At 45.3% G+C, this 15,809-nt stretch carries 12 protein-coding genes and 8 tRNA genes; 3 read left to right on the forward strand and 17 right to left on the reverse strand.

The genetic code is table 11. The annotated features are described in order from the left end of the window. Window positions 1-30 precede the first annotated feature (30 nt). From VTH8203_RS01905 to pncC, 15 genes are all read right to left on the reverse strand, one after another. Entirely contained in the window at window positions 31-288 is a 258-nt protein-coding gene (locus VTH8203_RS01905) for an oxaloacetate decarboxylase subunit gamma (RefSeq protein ID WP_096992115.1), read from the reverse strand. A gap of 411 nt (window positions 289-699) precedes the next feature. After that, window positions 700-776 (reverse strand) — tRNA-Arg (locus VTH8203_RS01910). A gap of 76 nt (window positions 777-852) precedes the next feature. Beyond that, a tRNA-Arg gene (locus tag VTH8203_RS01915) sits at window positions 853-929 on the reverse strand. Window positions 930-1,005: 76 nt separating this feature from the next. Next, window positions 1,006-1,082: transfer RNA gene (locus VTH8203_RS01920), tRNA-Arg, on the reverse strand. Window positions 1,083-1,172: 90 nt separating this feature from the next. After that, window positions 1,173-1,249, reverse strand: a tRNA-Arg gene (locus VTH8203_RS01925). A 90-nt stretch (window positions 1,250-1,339) separates the two neighbouring features. Next, window positions 1,340-1,416 (reverse strand) — tRNA-Arg (locus VTH8203_RS01930). 69 nt (window positions 1,417-1,485) lie between these two features. Continuing rightward, window positions 1,486-1,578: transfer RNA gene (locus tag VTH8203_RS01935), tRNA-Ser, on the reverse strand. 26 nt (window positions 1,579-1,604) lie between these two features. Next, window positions 1,605-1,681, reverse strand: a tRNA-Arg gene (locus VTH8203_RS01940). A gap of 46 nt (window positions 1,682-1,727) precedes the next feature. Continuing rightward, window positions 1,728-1,820, reverse strand: a tRNA-Ser gene (locus VTH8203_RS01945). A 209-nt stretch (window positions 1,821-2,029) separates the two neighbouring features. Next, a complete protein-coding gene (gene csrA, locus VTH8203_RS01950) occupies window positions 2,030-2,227 on the reverse strand; it encodes a carbon storage regulator CsrA (RefSeq protein WP_004415691.1) in 198 nt (65 codons plus the stop codon). A gap of 92 nt (window positions 2,228-2,319) precedes the next feature. Then, the gene (locus tag VTH8203_RS01955; protein WP_096992116.1) at window positions 2,320-3,507 is read right to left on the reverse strand and encodes an aspartate kinase; all 1,188 of its coding nucleotides are present in this window, start codon (window positions 3,505-3,507) and stop codon (window positions 2,320-2,322) included. A gap of 218 nt (window positions 3,508-3,725) precedes the next feature. After that, window positions 3,726-6,311: an alanine--tRNA ligase gene (gene alaS / locus VTH8203_RS01960; protein WP_096992117.1), complete on the reverse strand. Its 2,586-nt coding sequence runs from the start codon at window positions 6,309-6,311 to the stop codon at window positions 3,726-3,728. Between the two features lie 147 nt (window positions 6,312-6,458). Further along, window positions 6,459-6,923 (reverse strand): recombination regulator RecX, encoded by a 465-nt coding sequence (recX, locus tag VTH8203_RS01965; protein ID WP_096992185.1) that lies wholly within the window; start codon window positions 6,921-6,923, stop codon window positions 6,459-6,461. A gap of 72 nt (window positions 6,924-6,995) precedes the next feature. Further along, window positions 6,996-8,033 (reverse strand): recombinase RecA, encoded by a 1,038-nt coding sequence (gene recA, locus VTH8203_RS01970; protein WP_096992118.1) that lies wholly within the window; start codon window positions 8,031-8,033, stop codon window positions 6,996-6,998. A 197-nt stretch (window positions 8,034-8,230) separates the two neighbouring features. Then, entirely contained in the window at window positions 8,231-8,731 is a 501-nt protein-coding gene (pncC, locus tag VTH8203_RS01975) for a nicotinamide-nucleotide amidase (RefSeq protein ID WP_006073327.1), read from the reverse strand. 135 nt (window positions 8,732-8,866) lie between these two features. Here pncC and mutS point away from each other — a divergent pair, with 135 nt between their 5' ends. Further along, on the forward strand, window positions 8,867-11,428 hold the full coding sequence (gene mutS, locus VTH8203_RS01980) for a DNA mismatch repair protein MutS (protein ID WP_096992119.1): 2,562 nt from the start codon (window positions 8,867-8,869) through the stop codon (window positions 11,426-11,428). A 126-nt stretch (window positions 11,429-11,554) separates the two neighbouring features. Here mutS and VTH8203_RS01985 read toward each other — a convergent pair whose 3' ends face one another. Both VTH8203_RS01985 and rraB read right to left on the reverse strand, forming a co-directional pair. Continuing rightward, window positions 11,555-12,355 carry a glycosyl hydrolase 2 galactose-binding domain-containing protein gene (locus VTH8203_RS01985; RefSeq protein ID WP_096992120.1) on the reverse strand — a complete coding sequence of 267 codons (801 nt, stop codon included), beginning with the start codon at window positions 12,353-12,355 and terminating at the stop codon, window positions 11,555-11,557. A gap of 120 nt (window positions 12,356-12,475) precedes the next feature. Next, window positions 12,476-12,892, reverse strand: a complete 417-nt coding sequence (rraB, locus tag VTH8203_RS01990; protein ID WP_096992121.1) for a ribonuclease E inhibitor RraB — start codon at window positions 12,890-12,892, stop codon at window positions 12,476-12,478. A 563-nt stretch (window positions 12,893-13,455) separates the two neighbouring features. On the opposite strand from rraB, the gene arcA reads away from it, so the two are divergent. Then, the gene (arcA, locus tag VTH8203_RS01995; RefSeq protein WP_096992122.1) at window positions 13,456-14,676 is read left to right on the forward strand and encodes an arginine deiminase; all 1,221 of its coding nucleotides are present in this window, start codon (window positions 13,456-13,458) and stop codon (window positions 14,674-14,676) included. Between the two features lie 123 nt (window positions 14,677-14,799). Next, window positions 14,800-15,804 (forward strand): ornithine carbamoyltransferase, encoded by a 1,005-nt coding sequence (argF, locus tag VTH8203_RS02000; RefSeq protein WP_096992123.1) that lies wholly within the window; start codon window positions 14,800-14,802, stop codon window positions 15,802-15,804. Window positions 15,805-15,809: the final 5 nt, after the last annotated feature.

Here is a 15,809-nt window from a genome sequence, read left to right on the forward strand (position 1 = left end):
CATTAACTCCTTTTTAAGCTTTAACTCAATCTATTTAGCGGCCGAAGTGCGGTATTGATGTACAGCAGCAGAAATCGCTGCAACAACACTTGGGCTAACACCATTTGAGGGGGATTGTTGTGTTTTAATTTGTGTAGGAACTGCGATCGGTTCGGGCACTTCTTCTGGTACCAATTTCGACATTAACCGAACGAGATAAACGAGGATTGTTAGGAACAAAAATACTACAGCCATACCCGTGAACATTAGGGTAGCTGCGTCTCCTAGCAGGCTTCCAATATTAGTCATGTTGCGTCCTTTCTTTGTCATCCTGACAAGTTACTCAATCATAAAACGTGGCGTCACTGCGCACAGATTGACAAGCAATGGTTCTTGCATTGATCCATTGCAAGAGATCTAGGATTATCTCGATTGGTGAAAGTTTGTCAATTTTGTTTAATCTACAGCCGTCATTAAAACGTCATTCAGATGAAAAACTATGATGAGCACAACAATTTATGGTGTATGTGTACTTACACAGAACTTCATACTATGACTCAACCATAGATTTCAACATAAACAAACTGGGATTGGAAAACTGAGACAGGCTTAAAATTACCGTAATTTATCCTTAAAAAACATCACGTTGTAATTAAAAGATTGTTGGAATGATAAATTTTTGTTAATAAAAAACCCCGCCGAAGCGAGGTTTTAAAATAATGGCGCGCTCGGAAGGATTCGAACCTTCGACCGCCTGGTTCGTAGCCAGGTACTCTATCCAGCTGAGCTACGAGCGCGCAATAAGTCTTTGTACAGCTTTCGCTATAACAGGTGTTGAATTAAGTGGTTGCTTAACTCTTTTACCTAAATGAATGGCGCGCTCGGAAGGATTCGAACCTTCGACCGCCTGGTTCGTAGCCAGGTACTCTATCCAGCTGAGCTACGAGCGCGCAACAAGTCTTTGTAAAGCTTTCGCTATAACAGGCGTTGAATTAAGTGGTTGCTTAACTCTTTTACCTAAATGAATGGCGCGCTCGGAAGGATTCGAACCTTCGACCGCCTGGTTCGTAGCCAGGTACTCTATCCAGCTGAGCTACGAGCGCGCAACAAGTCTTTGTACAGCTTTCGCTATAACAGGCGTTGAATTAAGTGGTTGCTTAACTCTTTTACCTAACCTCTTCATTCGAAAAGAATGGCGCGCTCGGAAGGATTCGAACCTTCGACCGCCTGGTTCGTAGCCAGGTACTCTATCCAGCTGAGCTACGAGCGCGCAACAAGTCTTTGTACAGCCTTCGCTATAACAGGTGTTGAATTAAGTCATTACTTAACTCTTTTACCTAACCTCATCATTCAAAAAGAATGGCGCGCTCGGAAGGATTCGAACCTTCGACCGCCTGGTTCGTAGCCAGGTACTCTATCCAGCTGAGCTACGAGCGCGCAAGGTTGTGAAGCATATCACATTTAATTTCTTTTTAAACAAAAAAATTGACTGAAACAGTCAATAAATGGCGGTGAGGGAGGGATTCGAACCCTCGATACGGCTACAAACCGTATACTCCCTTAGCAGGGGAGCGCCTTCAGCCTCTCGGCCACCTCACCACTCTATTTCTCTCCGAAGAAAGAAATGGCGCGCTCGGAAGGATTCGAACCTTCGACCGCCTGGTTCGTAGCCAGGTACTCTATCCAGCTGAGCTACGAGCGCGCAATATTGTTCAAAAAGAACAGTGTTATACAACACATCGCAAGAATGGCGGTGAGGGAGGGATTCGAACCCTCGATACGGCTACAAACCGTATACTCCCTTAGCAGGGGAGCGCCTTCAGCCTCTCGGCCACCTCACCGTCTTGCGGAGGCACATATTACGATTTACCAAAAATAAGTCAAACATTTTCTTGGCAAAATTTGGAAAAAACAGACTAAGCGTTGGCAAATTAACCAAACCACCATTTAATCGTAGCTTTCCTACACAAAATTCAACTGAGCGCCTCTATTAATCGCCGAATTTTACGCAACAAAAAGGCCGGCATAATGCCAGCCCTCTCAGTTTGGATTAGTAGTTACCTGAAGCAACGTTACCATTTCCTTTTTCAGCTTGAATGCGCATGTAAATCTCTTCACGATGCACCGACACTTCTTTAGGAGCATTAACACCAATGCGAACTTGGTTACCTTTAACGCCTAGTACAGTAACAGTGACTTCATCACCAATCATCAACGTTTCGCCAACACGGCGAGTCAAAATCAGCATTCTTTGCTCCTTGAGTATTCTCTAATTTTCTTGCTACGAAACTTATTATCCAACAAAAGTTATATTTTCGTAAACTATCTTCTGGAAAGTATTTACCCCAAATGTACCTGTTTTTCTTCTCTCAGAACGGATTCACTGGCGATAATGTAGTTATCATGCAGTACGTTAGCCGCTTTGTCGATAGTTCCCGGTTCCAATACTAACGTAATTGAGTGCTTATCCTCACAAAAGTGTAGAACAGATATGTCTGATAAGTTGAGAAGTTGTTGATATTGTGACGCTTGTTCCTTTGTATTAGCACCTACAAGCGTTAGTAAGGCGACGTCTTGAGTTGCCTCTACTTTATCGTCAATGACCATTCTTAATTTATCACAACAGTCTGCCCCCACTAGCAACCGCTTGTAGGTAGAATCTGTCACCCAATGTCCGTCAGCAACCCCTAACATCTTACGTTGTTTGTCAATGTTGTCGGCATGCTCAGCCAATACGGTTAACGCTACCATTTGCTTACGTATTGCTAAACCACTGATACCTTGCTTGGATTCGATACCGGCAACTAAAGTTCCCTCACCGTCCTCAAAACTCGATAAAACTCGAAGTGGTACTTGATGTTTCCAAGCATAAGCAACACAAGGTAGATGTAGGACCTTTGCTCCCTTGTGAGCCATTTCATGCATCGTTGGGAAATCGATCGTATCCAATTTTTGTGCTTTGGATACGATTCTAGGATCACAACTATAGACACCATCGACATCAGTAAATATCTGACATTCTTGGGCATTTAGCGCACCAGCGAGAGCGACAGCCGTGGTATCGGAACCACCACGACCCAGCGTAGTAATATCGCCAATGTCATTTATGCCTTGGAAGCCCGCGACGATGACAATTTTGTCCTGAGCCAAATAGTCATCGATCACACTGGTATCAATGTGACTAATCGTTGCATTATTATGATTGTTGTTGGTGGTAATTCTTGCCTGTCCGCCAGTGAGAGAAACCGCAGCATGCCCCAGCTTGCTTAACGTCATCGACAGCAATGCCATAGAGATCTGCTCTCCGGTAGATAACAGAACATCCAGTTCACGAACATTGGGTACTTTGTCGATCTGTTTGGCTAGCTCAACCAATCGATTGGTTTCACCAGACATAGCAGATACGACAACGACAACTTGTTTGCCAGACGTTTTCGCTCGAATTACATGTTCTGCCGCGTTATGAATACGCTCGACAGAGCCAACAGAAGTTCCACCGAACTTTTGCACGATTAGTGGTCTTTTCACCAGTCTTCACCTTCCCAAGACAACGTTATATTGTCGTTTGTTGAAATTACGACCAAATTGGTCGCTCCCTTATCGTAAGTCACGTCCACACACGCACTTGTTCAATCATTTCTATAGTAGCGTCTTATGCAATTGATCTTTGAAATAGTTCTAGACCAAAAGCAACAATGCCCAATCAACGTGCATTGATTGGGCATTTTATGATGTCGATTCGCGTGTTATAGACGCTCTTCTAACCAACTACGAATTGATTTTAGCGCTTCTGGAAGCGCTTCAACATCAGAGCCCCCAGCTTGCGCCATATCAGGACGACCACCGCCCTTACCGCCAACTTGCTCTGCAACCATCTTAACGAGGTCGCCAGCTTTAACTTTGCCCGTAAGGTCTTTTGTCACACCCGCAATAAAACCAACCTTGCCGTCGGCCACGTTGGCAATAAACGCAATGCCGCTGCCCATTTGGTTTTTCGCATTGTCCATCATAGTACGAAGGTTCTTGCTATCTGCCCCTTCTAGAGCTGTAACCAGAACTTTCGTGCCCGCAATTTCTTCTACTTTGCCCATGATGTTGGCACTTTCAACCGCTGCAAGTTTGTCTTTCAGTTGCTGAATCTCTTTTTCTAATGATTTAGCTTTGCTCGCCGCGTCACTTAGCTTATCTTCATACTGAGAAGCTTGAGTTTCGATAGCGTCGAGTGCTGCCTCACCGGTCACGGCTTCAATACGACGAATACCCGCAGCGATACCGCTTTCTGAAATAATCTTGAATAGACCAATATCACCGGTATTACTTGCGTGGATACCACCACAAAGCTCGGTTGAGAACTCACCCATAGACAAGACACGCACTTCATCATCGTACTTCTCGCCAAACAGAGCCATCGCACCTTTAGCTTTCGCTGATTCGATATCCATTACGTTAGTTTCAATAACGTGGTTAGTACGAATCTGTGCATTCACCAGACGTTCAACTTCTTTGATTTCCGCTTTCGTCATCGCTTCTAAATGAGAGAAGTCAAAACGTAAGCTATCAGGCTTAACCAAAGAGCCTTTTTGTGTAACATGCTCGCCTAAAACTTTACGCAGTGCTGCATGCAGTAAGTGAGTCGCTGAATGATTCAATGAGATAGCAGTACGACGTTGCGCATCAACGATCGCCTCCACTTCGTCACCTTTCGCTAGAACACCTTCAACAAGCTCACCGTGGTGCGCAATCGCGTTACCCAGTTTTTGTGTATCTTCAACTTTAAAGATACCTGCCGCCGTTTTCAGCACACCCGCGTCACCACACTGACCGCCTGACTCTGCATAGAAAGGCGTTTGCTCAAGAACGACTATCGCTTTATCGCCTGCTGATAGTGCTTCAACTTCTGCACCTTCAACAAACATTGCCGCGACCGAACTTGAACCTTCTGTGCTTATGTAGCCGCAGAATTCAGTGTCGGTATCGACTTTAATCGCAGCATTGTAGTCCGTACCAAATTGACCGGCTTCACGAGCACGCTGACGCTGTGCTTCCATCGCTTTTTCAAAACCTTCTTCATCGATCGCAAACTCACGTTCACGAGCAACATCGTTAGTAAGATCAGCTGGGAAGCCATAGGTGTCATAAAGTTTGAATACTGTTTCACCATCAAGAACCTTTTCATCGCCAAGGTTATCAAGGGCTTCTGTCAAGATTGTCATACCACGTTCAAGAGTACGACCAAAGTTCTCTTCTTCGATACGCAGAACTTTTTCTACTACCGCTTGTTGCTTCTTAAGTTCTTCACCTGCAGTGCCCATCACTGATGCGAGTGTGCCCACCAGTTTGTAGAAGAAAGCACCTTGAGCACCAAGCTTGTTACCATGACGAACTGCACGGCGGATAATACGACGAAGTACATAACCGCGACCTTCGTTCGACGGCATAACACCATCAACAATAAGGAATGAGCACGAGCGAATATGGTCAGCAATAACGCGCAGTGACTGGTTAGAAAGATCTTCGTAGCCAATAACGTCAGCGGCTGCTTTGATCAGCCTTTGGAAAACATCGATTTCGTAGTTTGAGTGAACGCCCTGCATAATCGCAGAGATACGTTCAATACCCATACCGGTATCAACCGATGGCTTTGGTAGCGGCTCCATAGTGCCGTCGGCATGACGGTTGAACTGCATAAATACGTTGTTCCAGATCTCGATGAAACGGTCGCCATCTTCTTCAGGAGAACCTGGACGGCCGCCCCAAATGTGCTCACCGTGATCATAGAATATTTCTGTACATGGACCGCAAGGACCCGTATCACCCATTTGCCAGAAGTTGTCTGACTCGTATGGCTTACCGCCTTTCTTGTCGCCGATGCGAACAATACGATCAGCCGGGATACCGATTTGCTTGTTCCAGATTTCAAACGCTTCGTCGTCGGTTTCATATACCGTCACGAGTAGGCGATCTTTTGGCAGTTTCAACGTTTCTGTTAAAAACTCCCAAGCAAAGCTGATAGCATCTTCTTTGAAGTAGTCACCGAAGCTGAAGTTACCCAGCATCTCAAAGAAAGTATGGTGACGAGCAGTGAAGCCAACGTTCTCTAAATCGTTGTGCTTACCACCAGCGCGAACACAACGCTGGGCCGTAGTGGCACGAGTGTAGTTACGCTTCTCTAAGCCAAGGAAACAGTCTTTAAACTGGTTCATACCGGCGTTAGTGAAAAGCAGAGTTGGGTCATCGTGTGGAACCAACGATGAACTGTCTACGATTTGATGCCCTTTGCTCTCAAAGAACTTAAGGAACGCGTTGCGAACCTCATCTGTGCTCATGTACATGCAGCTCTTCCTGAAATAATTCGAGTTAGATTTTGGGGACGTATTGTAACCCCATGAGTAAGGATTCGCCTAGTCTTCTGGTAAAAAAGGACGGAAACTGAAAAAAATGAGAGATTAATCTCGTTGGGACAAGTAGTTGCAGGTCAACTAAGGGGTTTCAGCGGCATTTAATGCATAGCTTATCTGCTCAAATGTGTACCCTCGATATTGTAAAAAGCGCACTTGTTTCGCGTATTCTTTCGGATCTTGCGATTTCCCATGGCGAAACTTTTTCGCCGCCGTTGATTTAGCTAACTCAAACCAGTCCACTTCTTCCTCTAGCATTGCTTCATCAACGATAGAATCTGAAACACGCTTTTGGTTCAACTCTTGACGAATTCGACGCTCCCCATGTCCCTTATAAACATGCTGACGGATTTGACTCTTGGCAAAGCGTAAATCGTCGAGGTAACGGCAGTCACGACAAAAATCTAGCGCGGCTTCCACCTCAGATTCTTCATAGCCTTTTAAAGCAAGCTTCTGATAAAGCTCATATTCACCGTGATCTCGACGACTTAATAATTGGATTGCCGCTTCTTTTGCTGACAATGATGGCGGTTTGCGTTGAAACATAATCTCTCGATAAACCAGTGCAGATACAACAAAGCCCTGCATAGCAGGGCTTATCTCAATTAGACGCTAAGCTTACAATTCTTCAGCTGGCGCTTCACCTTGTTCTGGCGCTTCTTCCAGTGCTGGCGTTAGTAGCATTTCACGAAGTTTCGCATCAATAGCTTGTGCCGCTTCTGGGTTATCACGTAGGAACTTACATGCGTTCGCTTTGCCTTGACCGATTTTATCGCCATTGTAGCTATACCAAGCACCCGCTTTTTCAACTAGCTTATGCTTAACACCTAGGTCGATTAGCTCACCATAACGGTTAAAGCCTTGGCCGTATAGAATTTGAGTTTCAGCTTGTTTAAATGGTGCTGCAATCTTGTTCTTAACCACCTTGATGCGAGTTTCGTTACCGACAACTTCATCGCCTTCTTTGATAGAGCCAGTGCGACGAATATCAAGACGAACAGACGCATAGAACTTAAGTGCGTTACCACCAGTTGTAGTTTCTGGGTTACCAAACATCACACCAATCTTCATACGGATTTGGTTGATGAAGATACACATGCAGTTAGATTGCTTAAGGTTACCGGTTAACTTACGCATCGCTTGAGAAAGCATACGAGCTTGAAGACCCATGTGGCTATCGCCCATTTCACCTTCAATCTCTGCCTTTGGTGTTAGCGCTGCAACAGAGTCGACAACCATGACATCAATAGCACCAGAGCGTGCTAGTGCGTCACAAATTTCCAACGCTTGCTCACCCGTGTCCGGCTGAGATACCAGCAGCGAATCAATATCTACGCCAAGCTTCTTCGCGTAGATTGGGTCTAGAGCATGTTCTGCATCGATAAACGCACATGTCTTACCTTGTTTCTGTGCCGCAGCGATACACTCAAGTGTTAGCGTTGTTTTACCTGATGATTCAGGACCGTAGATTTCTACGATACGACCCATAGGAAGACCACCAGCGCCTAGAGCGATGTCTAGAGAAAGTGAACCTGTTGAAATGGTTTCAACGTCCATGGTGCGGTTATCACCAAGGCGCATAATCGAGCCTTTACCAAATTGCTTTTCAATCTGACCTAATGCAGCGGCTAACGCCTTTTGTTTATTCTCGTCCATTACTTTCTCCACAACTATCCTTTACGGATATAGGCTCTACGCAAGTTACTTGCTTTGGCAGTTTTCTAATTAGTGAGCGATGCATAAAAGCATCGCGATATGGTTTTATTATACTGTTGATTCATACAGTGTCTATACCTGTATGAAAATTTTTCCGACACAAACAGCAAATCGTTGATGCCGCGAGTGTTATTTTGTTAACAGTAAGGCTCGTCTTCCAATACGTGACGATACAATATCAATAGCGCATGCATTACAGCTTGCTGACGTACTGCGGCTCGGTCACCTTCAAACAAACAGGTTTCGACCTTGAGCCAACCTTGTTGTGAAGCCCACGCAAAGCAAACGGTTCCTACCGGTTTGTCTTCACTCCCCCCTCCAGGACCAGCAATTCCACTAATGGCAACGCTAAGCGTCCCTTTAGAATGTTGCAGCGCACCCTGTGCCATTTCAACAACAACGGCTTCACTCACCGCTCCATTCTGTCCAAGGGTTTCAGTTGCGACGCCAAGCATATCGATTTTTGCGTCATTACTGTAAGTAACAAATGCTCGATCAAACCACGCAGAGCTACCAGCAATATCAGTGATTGCCGTCGCCACACCGCCACCAGTACAAGACTCCGCGGTCACCAGGATATGATCTTTCTGTTCGAGTAACGCGCCTAGGTTGAAACTTAACTCTTCAATAGTGTTCATCTAGCAAACTCCTAAGCAACTCAATGTTTGACAACGACCCCAAGCCATAGAGCCACTTTTTTATATTCCCTTTTCGCTCACGTCGGTTTCACGTATCCTAAGCAGCAATTGAAACAAGCAGCTAAAGATGTGACAGTGAAAGCGGAACAAAAACATACGCCAATGATGCAGCAATATCTGAAACTCAAAGCCGAGAATCCAGATATCCTGCTTTTCTACCGAATGGGTGATTTTTACGAGCTCTTTTATGACGATGCGAAACGTGCGTCTCAACTGCTCGATATTTCTCTAACCAAACGGGGCGCATCCGCGGGCGAGCCCATTCCAATGGCTGGTGTCCCTTTCCATGCCGTAGAAGGCTACTTAGCAAAACTGGTTCAACTGGGCGAATCGGTTGCCATCTGCGAGCAAGTTGGCGACCCGGCGACCAGTAAAGGTCCGGTAGAGCGTCGCGTGGTTCGAATTGTCACGCCAGGAACCGTTTCAGATGAAGCCCTACTATCGGAACGATTGGATAACCTCATTGCCGCAATCTACCACCAAAACGGTAAATTTGGCTATGCCACGCTAGATATTACCTCGGGTCGCTTTCAACTTTGTGAACCTAGTACCGAAGAAGCAATGTTGGCCGAACTGCAACGTACAGCTCCTAAAGAATTGTTATTCCCAGAGGATTTTGAACCCGTTGAACTGATGGCGAGTCGCCATGGGAATCGTCGTCGCCCAATCTGGGAATTTGAGATTGACACGGCAAGGCAGCAACTGAATCAACAATTTGGTACCAAAGACCTCATTGGATTTGGGGTTGAGAAATGCGAACTCGGACTTTGCGCAGCGGGCTGTTTGATTCAGTATGTAAAAGATACTCAGCGCACTGCACTCCCACACATCCGCTCATTGACACTGGTCAGCCAAGATCAATCTGTGGTACTCGATGCCGCCACACGTCGCAACCTTGAATTAACTCAGAATTTGTCAGGTGGTTACGATAATACCTTGGCGGAAGTCTTGGATCACACAGCAACGGCAATGGGTAGCCGTATGCTCAAACGCTGGATCCATCAACCGATGCGCTGTTTTAAGACCCTGAACTACCGTTTAGATGCGATTTCAGAACTCAAACAAGAGGCGCTATACACTGAGCTTTCTCCAACGTTAAAGCAAATTGGTGATATCGAACGTATCTTGGCACGCTTAGCACTTCGCTCTGCAAGACCACGAGATATGGCTCGATTACGCAGTGCGCTAAACCTTTTGCCTGAACTAGCACTGAGTCTTGAAACCGTTGCTCATCCGTACTTGCAGCAATTGGCTCAGTACTCTGCCCCCATGGACAGCATGGCAGAACTTCTAGAGCGTGCTATCAAAGAAAATCCACCAGTGGTCATTCGCGATGGTGGCGTTATTGCTGATGGCTACAATGCTGAATTGGACGAGTGGCGTGATTTAGCTAATGGTGCGACGGCTTATCTTGAGAAGCTGGAGCATGATGAGCGAGATCGTCATGGCATCGATACATTGAAGGTTGGTTACAACAATGTCCACGGCTTCTATATTCAAGTCAGCCGCGGTCAAAGTCACCTAGTGCCTCCACACTATATTCGCCGTCAGACGTTAAAGAATGCCGAGCGCTACATTATCCCTGAGTTAAAAGAGCATGAAGACAAAGTGCTTAACTCAAAATCGAAAGCACTCGCATTAGAGAAGAAATTATGGGAACAACTGTTTGATCTGTTACTTCCTCAGTTGGAGCAACTACAAAACCTCGCTTCCGCCCTGTCGCAACTGGATGTTTTGCAAAACCTTGCAGAGCGCGCGGAAAGCCTTGATTATTGCCGTCCTGTTCTCAGTGATAATACTGGTATTCGAATTCAGGGGGGCCGTCACCCAGTCGTAGAACAGGTGATGGATGAGCCATTCATTGCGAACCCTATCTCACTTAACCCTGAGCGAAAAATGTTGATCATTACCGGGCCTAATATGGGAGGTAAGTCGACCTATATGCGTCAAACTGCTCTGATTGCGCTGATGGCTCATATTGGCTCTTATGTACCGGCTGAATCTGCTGAGATCGGTTCACTGGATCGCATCTTCACACGTATAGGGGCGTCAGATGATCTGGCCTCTGGTCGCTCTACGTTTATGGTCGAGATGACGGAAACCGCAAATATCTTACACAATGCGACAGAAAACAGTTTGGTGCTAATGGATGAAATTGGTCGCGGAACCAGTACCTACGATGGTTTATCGCTAGCATGGGCAAGTGCTGAATGGCTGGCAACCAAAGTGGGTGCCATGACTCTATTTGCTACCCACTATTTTGAGCTAACGGAAATGCCAAATCAGCTACCGCACCTTGCCAACGTTCACCTCGATGCAGTGGAACACGGCGACTCTATCGCCTTTATGCATGCGGTTCAAGAAGGGGCTGCAAGCAAATCTTACGGTCTTGCTGTCGCAGGATTGGCAGGAGTTCCCAAAGCGGTCATCAAGAATGCCAGACAGAAACTGACTCAGTTAGAGCAAATAGGCAACAAGCCAACGAGCAAAGACGCCCCACAAGTCGATATTGCCAATCAATTGAGTTTGATTCCAGAGCCAAGCGAAGTAGAGGAGGCACTGGCAAAACTCGATCCGGATGAGCTGACACCACGACAAGCGTTAGAAGAGCTGTATCGTCTAAAACGTTTGTTATAAGGGTTTAGACATTGTCTCCTGCTGATTCGGTTTAAAGGGAGACAATGTCATATCGAGCACAGCAGCTTAGAGAAGCATCACAGCCCTCTAAGTTGTGCACCAACCATCTAACCGCTACGTGTTTCACTAAATGGCTAGATGTGTGACACACAACGACTGGCTGAGCGCCACATCAAATTCTTGCACTTGACCATCTAAAGTCACGACCAAGCGATACAAATCATCTGAATTTAACTGATCCAGATCGGCATATTTAGGCGCTTCTACTTGAAACAGAGCAGACGCTTGATTTGCTCGAACATCAATGGGTAAGTGCAATGTCATACCATTAAATCTGACTGCTGCCGACACCAAACCTGCACGGTAAGTATGATAATGAAGATCAACTTTAAATTCACAGCCCCCACCATGATGCCAAATTTGTTCCATCACCACATGCTCCAAACGCACATGGGGAATAAACTGTAAATAGGGCGTCTGCCAAACTCCCATACGCGTTTCAGTTACCGCTGATGGGACACATAAAGAGCACTGCGGTGCTTCGTCTGACTCAAGCAATAAATCCTCTTCATCGTAATTAAGGAACAAAATTTCAATACGATTAGGACCTTGCTGTAAGTGAGCTCTTATTTCACGGCGATATATTACTTCATTGCCATCACAATCCATCACGGCACGGCCATTGATACGAACTTCAGCATAATGCTCGACACCACCAATCACTAAATCGACCGCAGGATGGCGTAATTCTTCTTCTGTTAACTCAAAGTCATGCATGAGGTGCCACTCTTGGTTGGCAATCATTTCTTCGGAGAGATGGGAAGGTAAAACCAGACTTAAAGCGCCAGGGAAAGACAGATCATCCTGAGGTATGGAAAGATCGGTAAGCGGGGACAGCTGCCATAGGTCAGCCAAATTTTTCTTCATGGTGTGAATTGACCTAGATCATATTTAGCGCAGTATAATCAAATCCGTTATCGAAAGATAGGTTGAACCCGCTAGATAGCGTAAAGGCCAGCAGAGCCGGCCTTTACGCATCAATACGACTTATTCTTCGTCGTCTTCATCTTCATCGCTATAAAGCGCATCTTCGCCTTCGTAGTACGTACCCCACCCATCATAAATGATGTCGTACTTCTCAGCTAAGTTCACTAGCTTCTCCACTTGTGCGTCAATCTGCTCAGCATTGAGCGTCGACTCCATTGTCGCATCACAGCAAAGCAGTTTATTACCGTCTTCATCTTCGGTTTCTTCTGCTTCTAGCACTTCAAAACCCATTTTGAATGCTTCAACAACGGCCTTCTCTAAACGATCAAAGTCTTCAGAAAACAGGTGGTGTTCGATCTCGTACAATGCCTCTGGATCACTTCCATCTTCAATTAAGGCTTGAATAATATCGCGAGTTTCTTCCTTTTGAATCTCGATCAAATCTTCAACGGACATATACTCATCTTGTTGAGACATAAAGTGCTCCAGCTATAAATAGGTTATCGGCATGAATGATACGAGAAGTCAGCCAAAATCGAAAGATCAAACCGAGATCTTTCCTGACAATTTTTTTCTCGGTTTAATCAAACCGATTTAGATCGAGATCACAGAAACATAATCTTAACATTTTGTCATTCCTCTCTGATTTCAGTATAAAGCAGGCTCCTGATTAAAATAGTAGCAACGATATCGACCAGAAAGGTTATGAGTCTATTTTGCATATCCCCCCCCTCAATTTATGATTTATCCTTGGTTTATTTTAGTCACTATCTTGGCCTTTTATTGCATATTTTCGTTTTTTTATGCATATATCGCTCATGAATATTGTGCTAAAACTGCACAATAATGCTGCATACTCAAGCACAGTTTGGTGACGCTAAACCTCGCAAACGCATAAAAAATTCATCTGCATTTCTTTAGTTTATTCCACAATATCACTGCAATTTAACTTTTTAACAGTAACAAACACTGATGTTTTAACTTGCATCTTGATAACAAGCTTGTCATAAATAGCGCAATCAAAACTGAAAGGAATCACAATGAGCAAGTTGTACGTTGGGTCGGAAGTTGGCCAGTTACGTCGCGTATTATTAAATCGTCCAGAGCGCGCCCTCACCCACCTCACGCCATCTAACTGTCATGAATTATTATTTGATGACGTGTTAGCCGTGGAAGCGGCAGGTGAAGAACATGATGCGTTTGCCAATACATTACGTAGCCAAGATGTCGAAGTACTGCTTCTGCACGATCTACTGGTTGAGACGCTTGCCGTCCCAGAAGCCAAGGAATGGCTTCTAGAAACACAAATTTCTGATTTCCGTTATGGGCCTATCTTTGCTAACGAGCTGCGTAAGTATCTGACAGAAATGGACGACGAGCACTTAGCGACGATTTTACTAGGTGGCCTCGCTTACTCTGAGCTGCCCATCAAAACCCCGTCTATCTTGCACAAAATGAGCAAGCCGCTTGATTTTGTAATTGAACCGCTACCAAACCACCTTTTCACTCGTGATACCTCTTGTTGGGTTTACGGTGGCGTATCACTCAACCCAATGATGAAACCAGCGCGCCAACGCGAAACCAATCATCTAAGAGCCATTTATCGCTGGCACCCAATCTTTGCTGGTCAGGATTTCATTAAATACTTCGGTGATGAAGATCTTCATTATGACAACGCCAACATTGAGGGCGGCGATGTTCTTGTTATCGGTAAAGGCGCGGTACTGATTGGTATTTCTGAGCGCACCACCCCGCAAGGGGTGGAAAACTTGGCCGCGAATCTGTTTAAATCCGGACAAGCCTCTCAGGTTATTGCTATTGATCTTCCGAAACATCGCTCTTGTATGCACCTTGATACCGTCATGACTCATATGGATATCGATACTTTCTCGGTATATCCAGAGATCATCAACGATAAACTCGACACTTGGCGTCTAACCTCCGACAGTAAAGGCCAGATGCAAGTTGAAAAGTTACCGAACTACCTTAAAGCCCTAGAGAGTGCATTAAAGGTCGATCAATTGAAGATCATTACGACAGGTGGCGATAACTACGAAGCAGAGCGTGAACAGTGGAATGACGCGAATAATGTGCTGACCGTCAAACCGGGTGTCGTAATCGGATATGAAAGAAATGTGTATACTAATGAAAAGTACGACAAGGCGGGTATTCAGGTCCTAACTATTCCAGGCAATGAGCTAGGACGTGGTCGGGGCGGAGCCCGTTGTATGAGCTGTCCTATCGAGCGAGACAGTATATAAACATAATTATTTACCAAAAGCCCCTATAAGGGGCTTTTTTTGCATCAAATAAAAATACTTATTCACATTAAAAGAATTTTTATGTATAAATAAACCAAGAAACTAAATAAAAGGGTACGAATCATGGCTTACAACTTACGAAATAGGAATTTTCTCAAGCTTCTCGACTATTCACCAAAAGAGATTCAGTTTCTTCTCGACCTGTCTAAAGATCTTAAAGCCGCTAAATATGCCGGCACTGAGCAAAAAAAACTGGTAGGGAAAAACATTGCATTGATCTTTGAAAAAGCCTCGACTCGTACCCGATGTGCTTTTGAAGTTGCCGCTTTTGATCAAGGTGCTCAGGTCTCGTATATTGGCCCTTCAGGTTCGCAAATCGGTCATAAAGAGTCCATGAAAGATACGGCTCGCGTACTAGGTCGTATGTACGATGGCATCGAGTATCGTGGTTTTGGTCAGGATATCGTTGAAGAGCTAGGCGCTCATGCGGGTGTACCCGTTTGGAACGGGCTAACCAATGAGTTTCACCCCACGCAAATTCTCGCAGACTTTTTGACTATGCTAGAACACGGCAAAGGCAAACTGTTACACCAAATTAAATTTGCCTATTTAGGCGATGCGCGCAACAACATGGGGAACTCTCTAATGGTTGGGGCCGCAAAAATGGGCATGGATATTCGTCTGGTTGCGCCAAAGGCGTTTTGGCCCGAGCAAAGCCTCGTCGATGAATGTCAGACCATCGCCTTATCAACAGGTGCTTCCATTACTCTCACCGAAGACGTACAACAAGGCGTAGCTGATTGTGACTTCTTATACACGGACGTTTGGGTTTCTATGGGCGAATCAGCATCGGCATGGGAAGAGCGTATTGCTTTGATGAAACCGTATCAAGTAAACATGGATACGATTAAGGCTACGGGCAACAAAGATGTGAAATTTATGCACTGCTTGCCAGCGTTTCATGATGACCAAACCACTATTGGCAAAGAAATCGCCGAGAAATATGGTTTGAATGGTCTTGAAGTGACTAATGATGTGTTCGAATCCGAGTACTCTATCGTATTTGATGAAGCAGAAAACCGGATGCACACCATCAAAGCTGTCATGGTTGCCACGTTAGGCAGCTAGTCAAA

Origin of the sequence: Vibrio thalassae, assembly GCF_900089835.1 — a bacterium.
Lineage (GTDB): Bacteria > Pseudomonadota > Gammaproteobacteria > Enterobacterales > Vibrionaceae > Vibrio > Vibrio thalassae.

Bases quoted from the DNA above. Each gene is read 5' to 3' on its own strand.
- VTH8203_RS01985 (WP_096992120.1), bottom strand. From the start codon at position 12,355: ATGAAGAAAAATTTGGCTGACCTATGGCAGCTGTCCCCGCTTACCGAT.
- alaS (WP_096992117.1), bottom strand. From the start codon at position 6,311: ATGTACATGAGCACAGATGAGGTTCGCAACGCGTTCCTTAAGTTCTTT.
- pncC (WP_006073327.1), bottom strand. From the start codon at position 8,731: ATGAACACTATTGAAGAGTTAAGTTTCAACCTAGGCGCGTTACTCGAA.
- csrA (WP_004415691.1), bottom strand. From the start codon at position 2,227: ATGCTGATTTTGACTCGCCGTGTTGGCGAAACGTTGATGATTGGTGAT.
- recA (WP_096992118.1), bottom strand. From the start codon at position 8,033: ATGGACGAGAATAAACAAAAGGCGTTAGCCGCTGCATTAGGTCAGATT.
- VTH8203_RS01905 (WP_096992115.1), bottom strand. From the start codon at position 288: ATGACTAATATTGGAAGCCTGCTAGGAGACGCAGCTACCCTAATGTTC.
- arcA (WP_096992122.1), top strand. From the start codon at position 13,456: ATGAGCAAGTTGTACGTTGGGTCGGAAGTTGGCCAGTTACGTCGCGTA.
- recX (WP_096992185.1), bottom strand. From the start codon at position 6,923: ATGTTTCAACGCAAACCGCCATCATTGTCAGCAAAAGAAGCGGCAATC.
- argF (WP_096992123.1), top strand. From the start codon at position 14,800: ATGGCTTACAACTTACGAAATAGGAATTTTCTCAAGCTTCTCGACTAT.
- rraB (WP_096992121.1), bottom strand. From the start codon at position 12,892: ATGTCTCAACAAGATGAGTATATGTCCGTTGAAGATTTGATCGAGATT.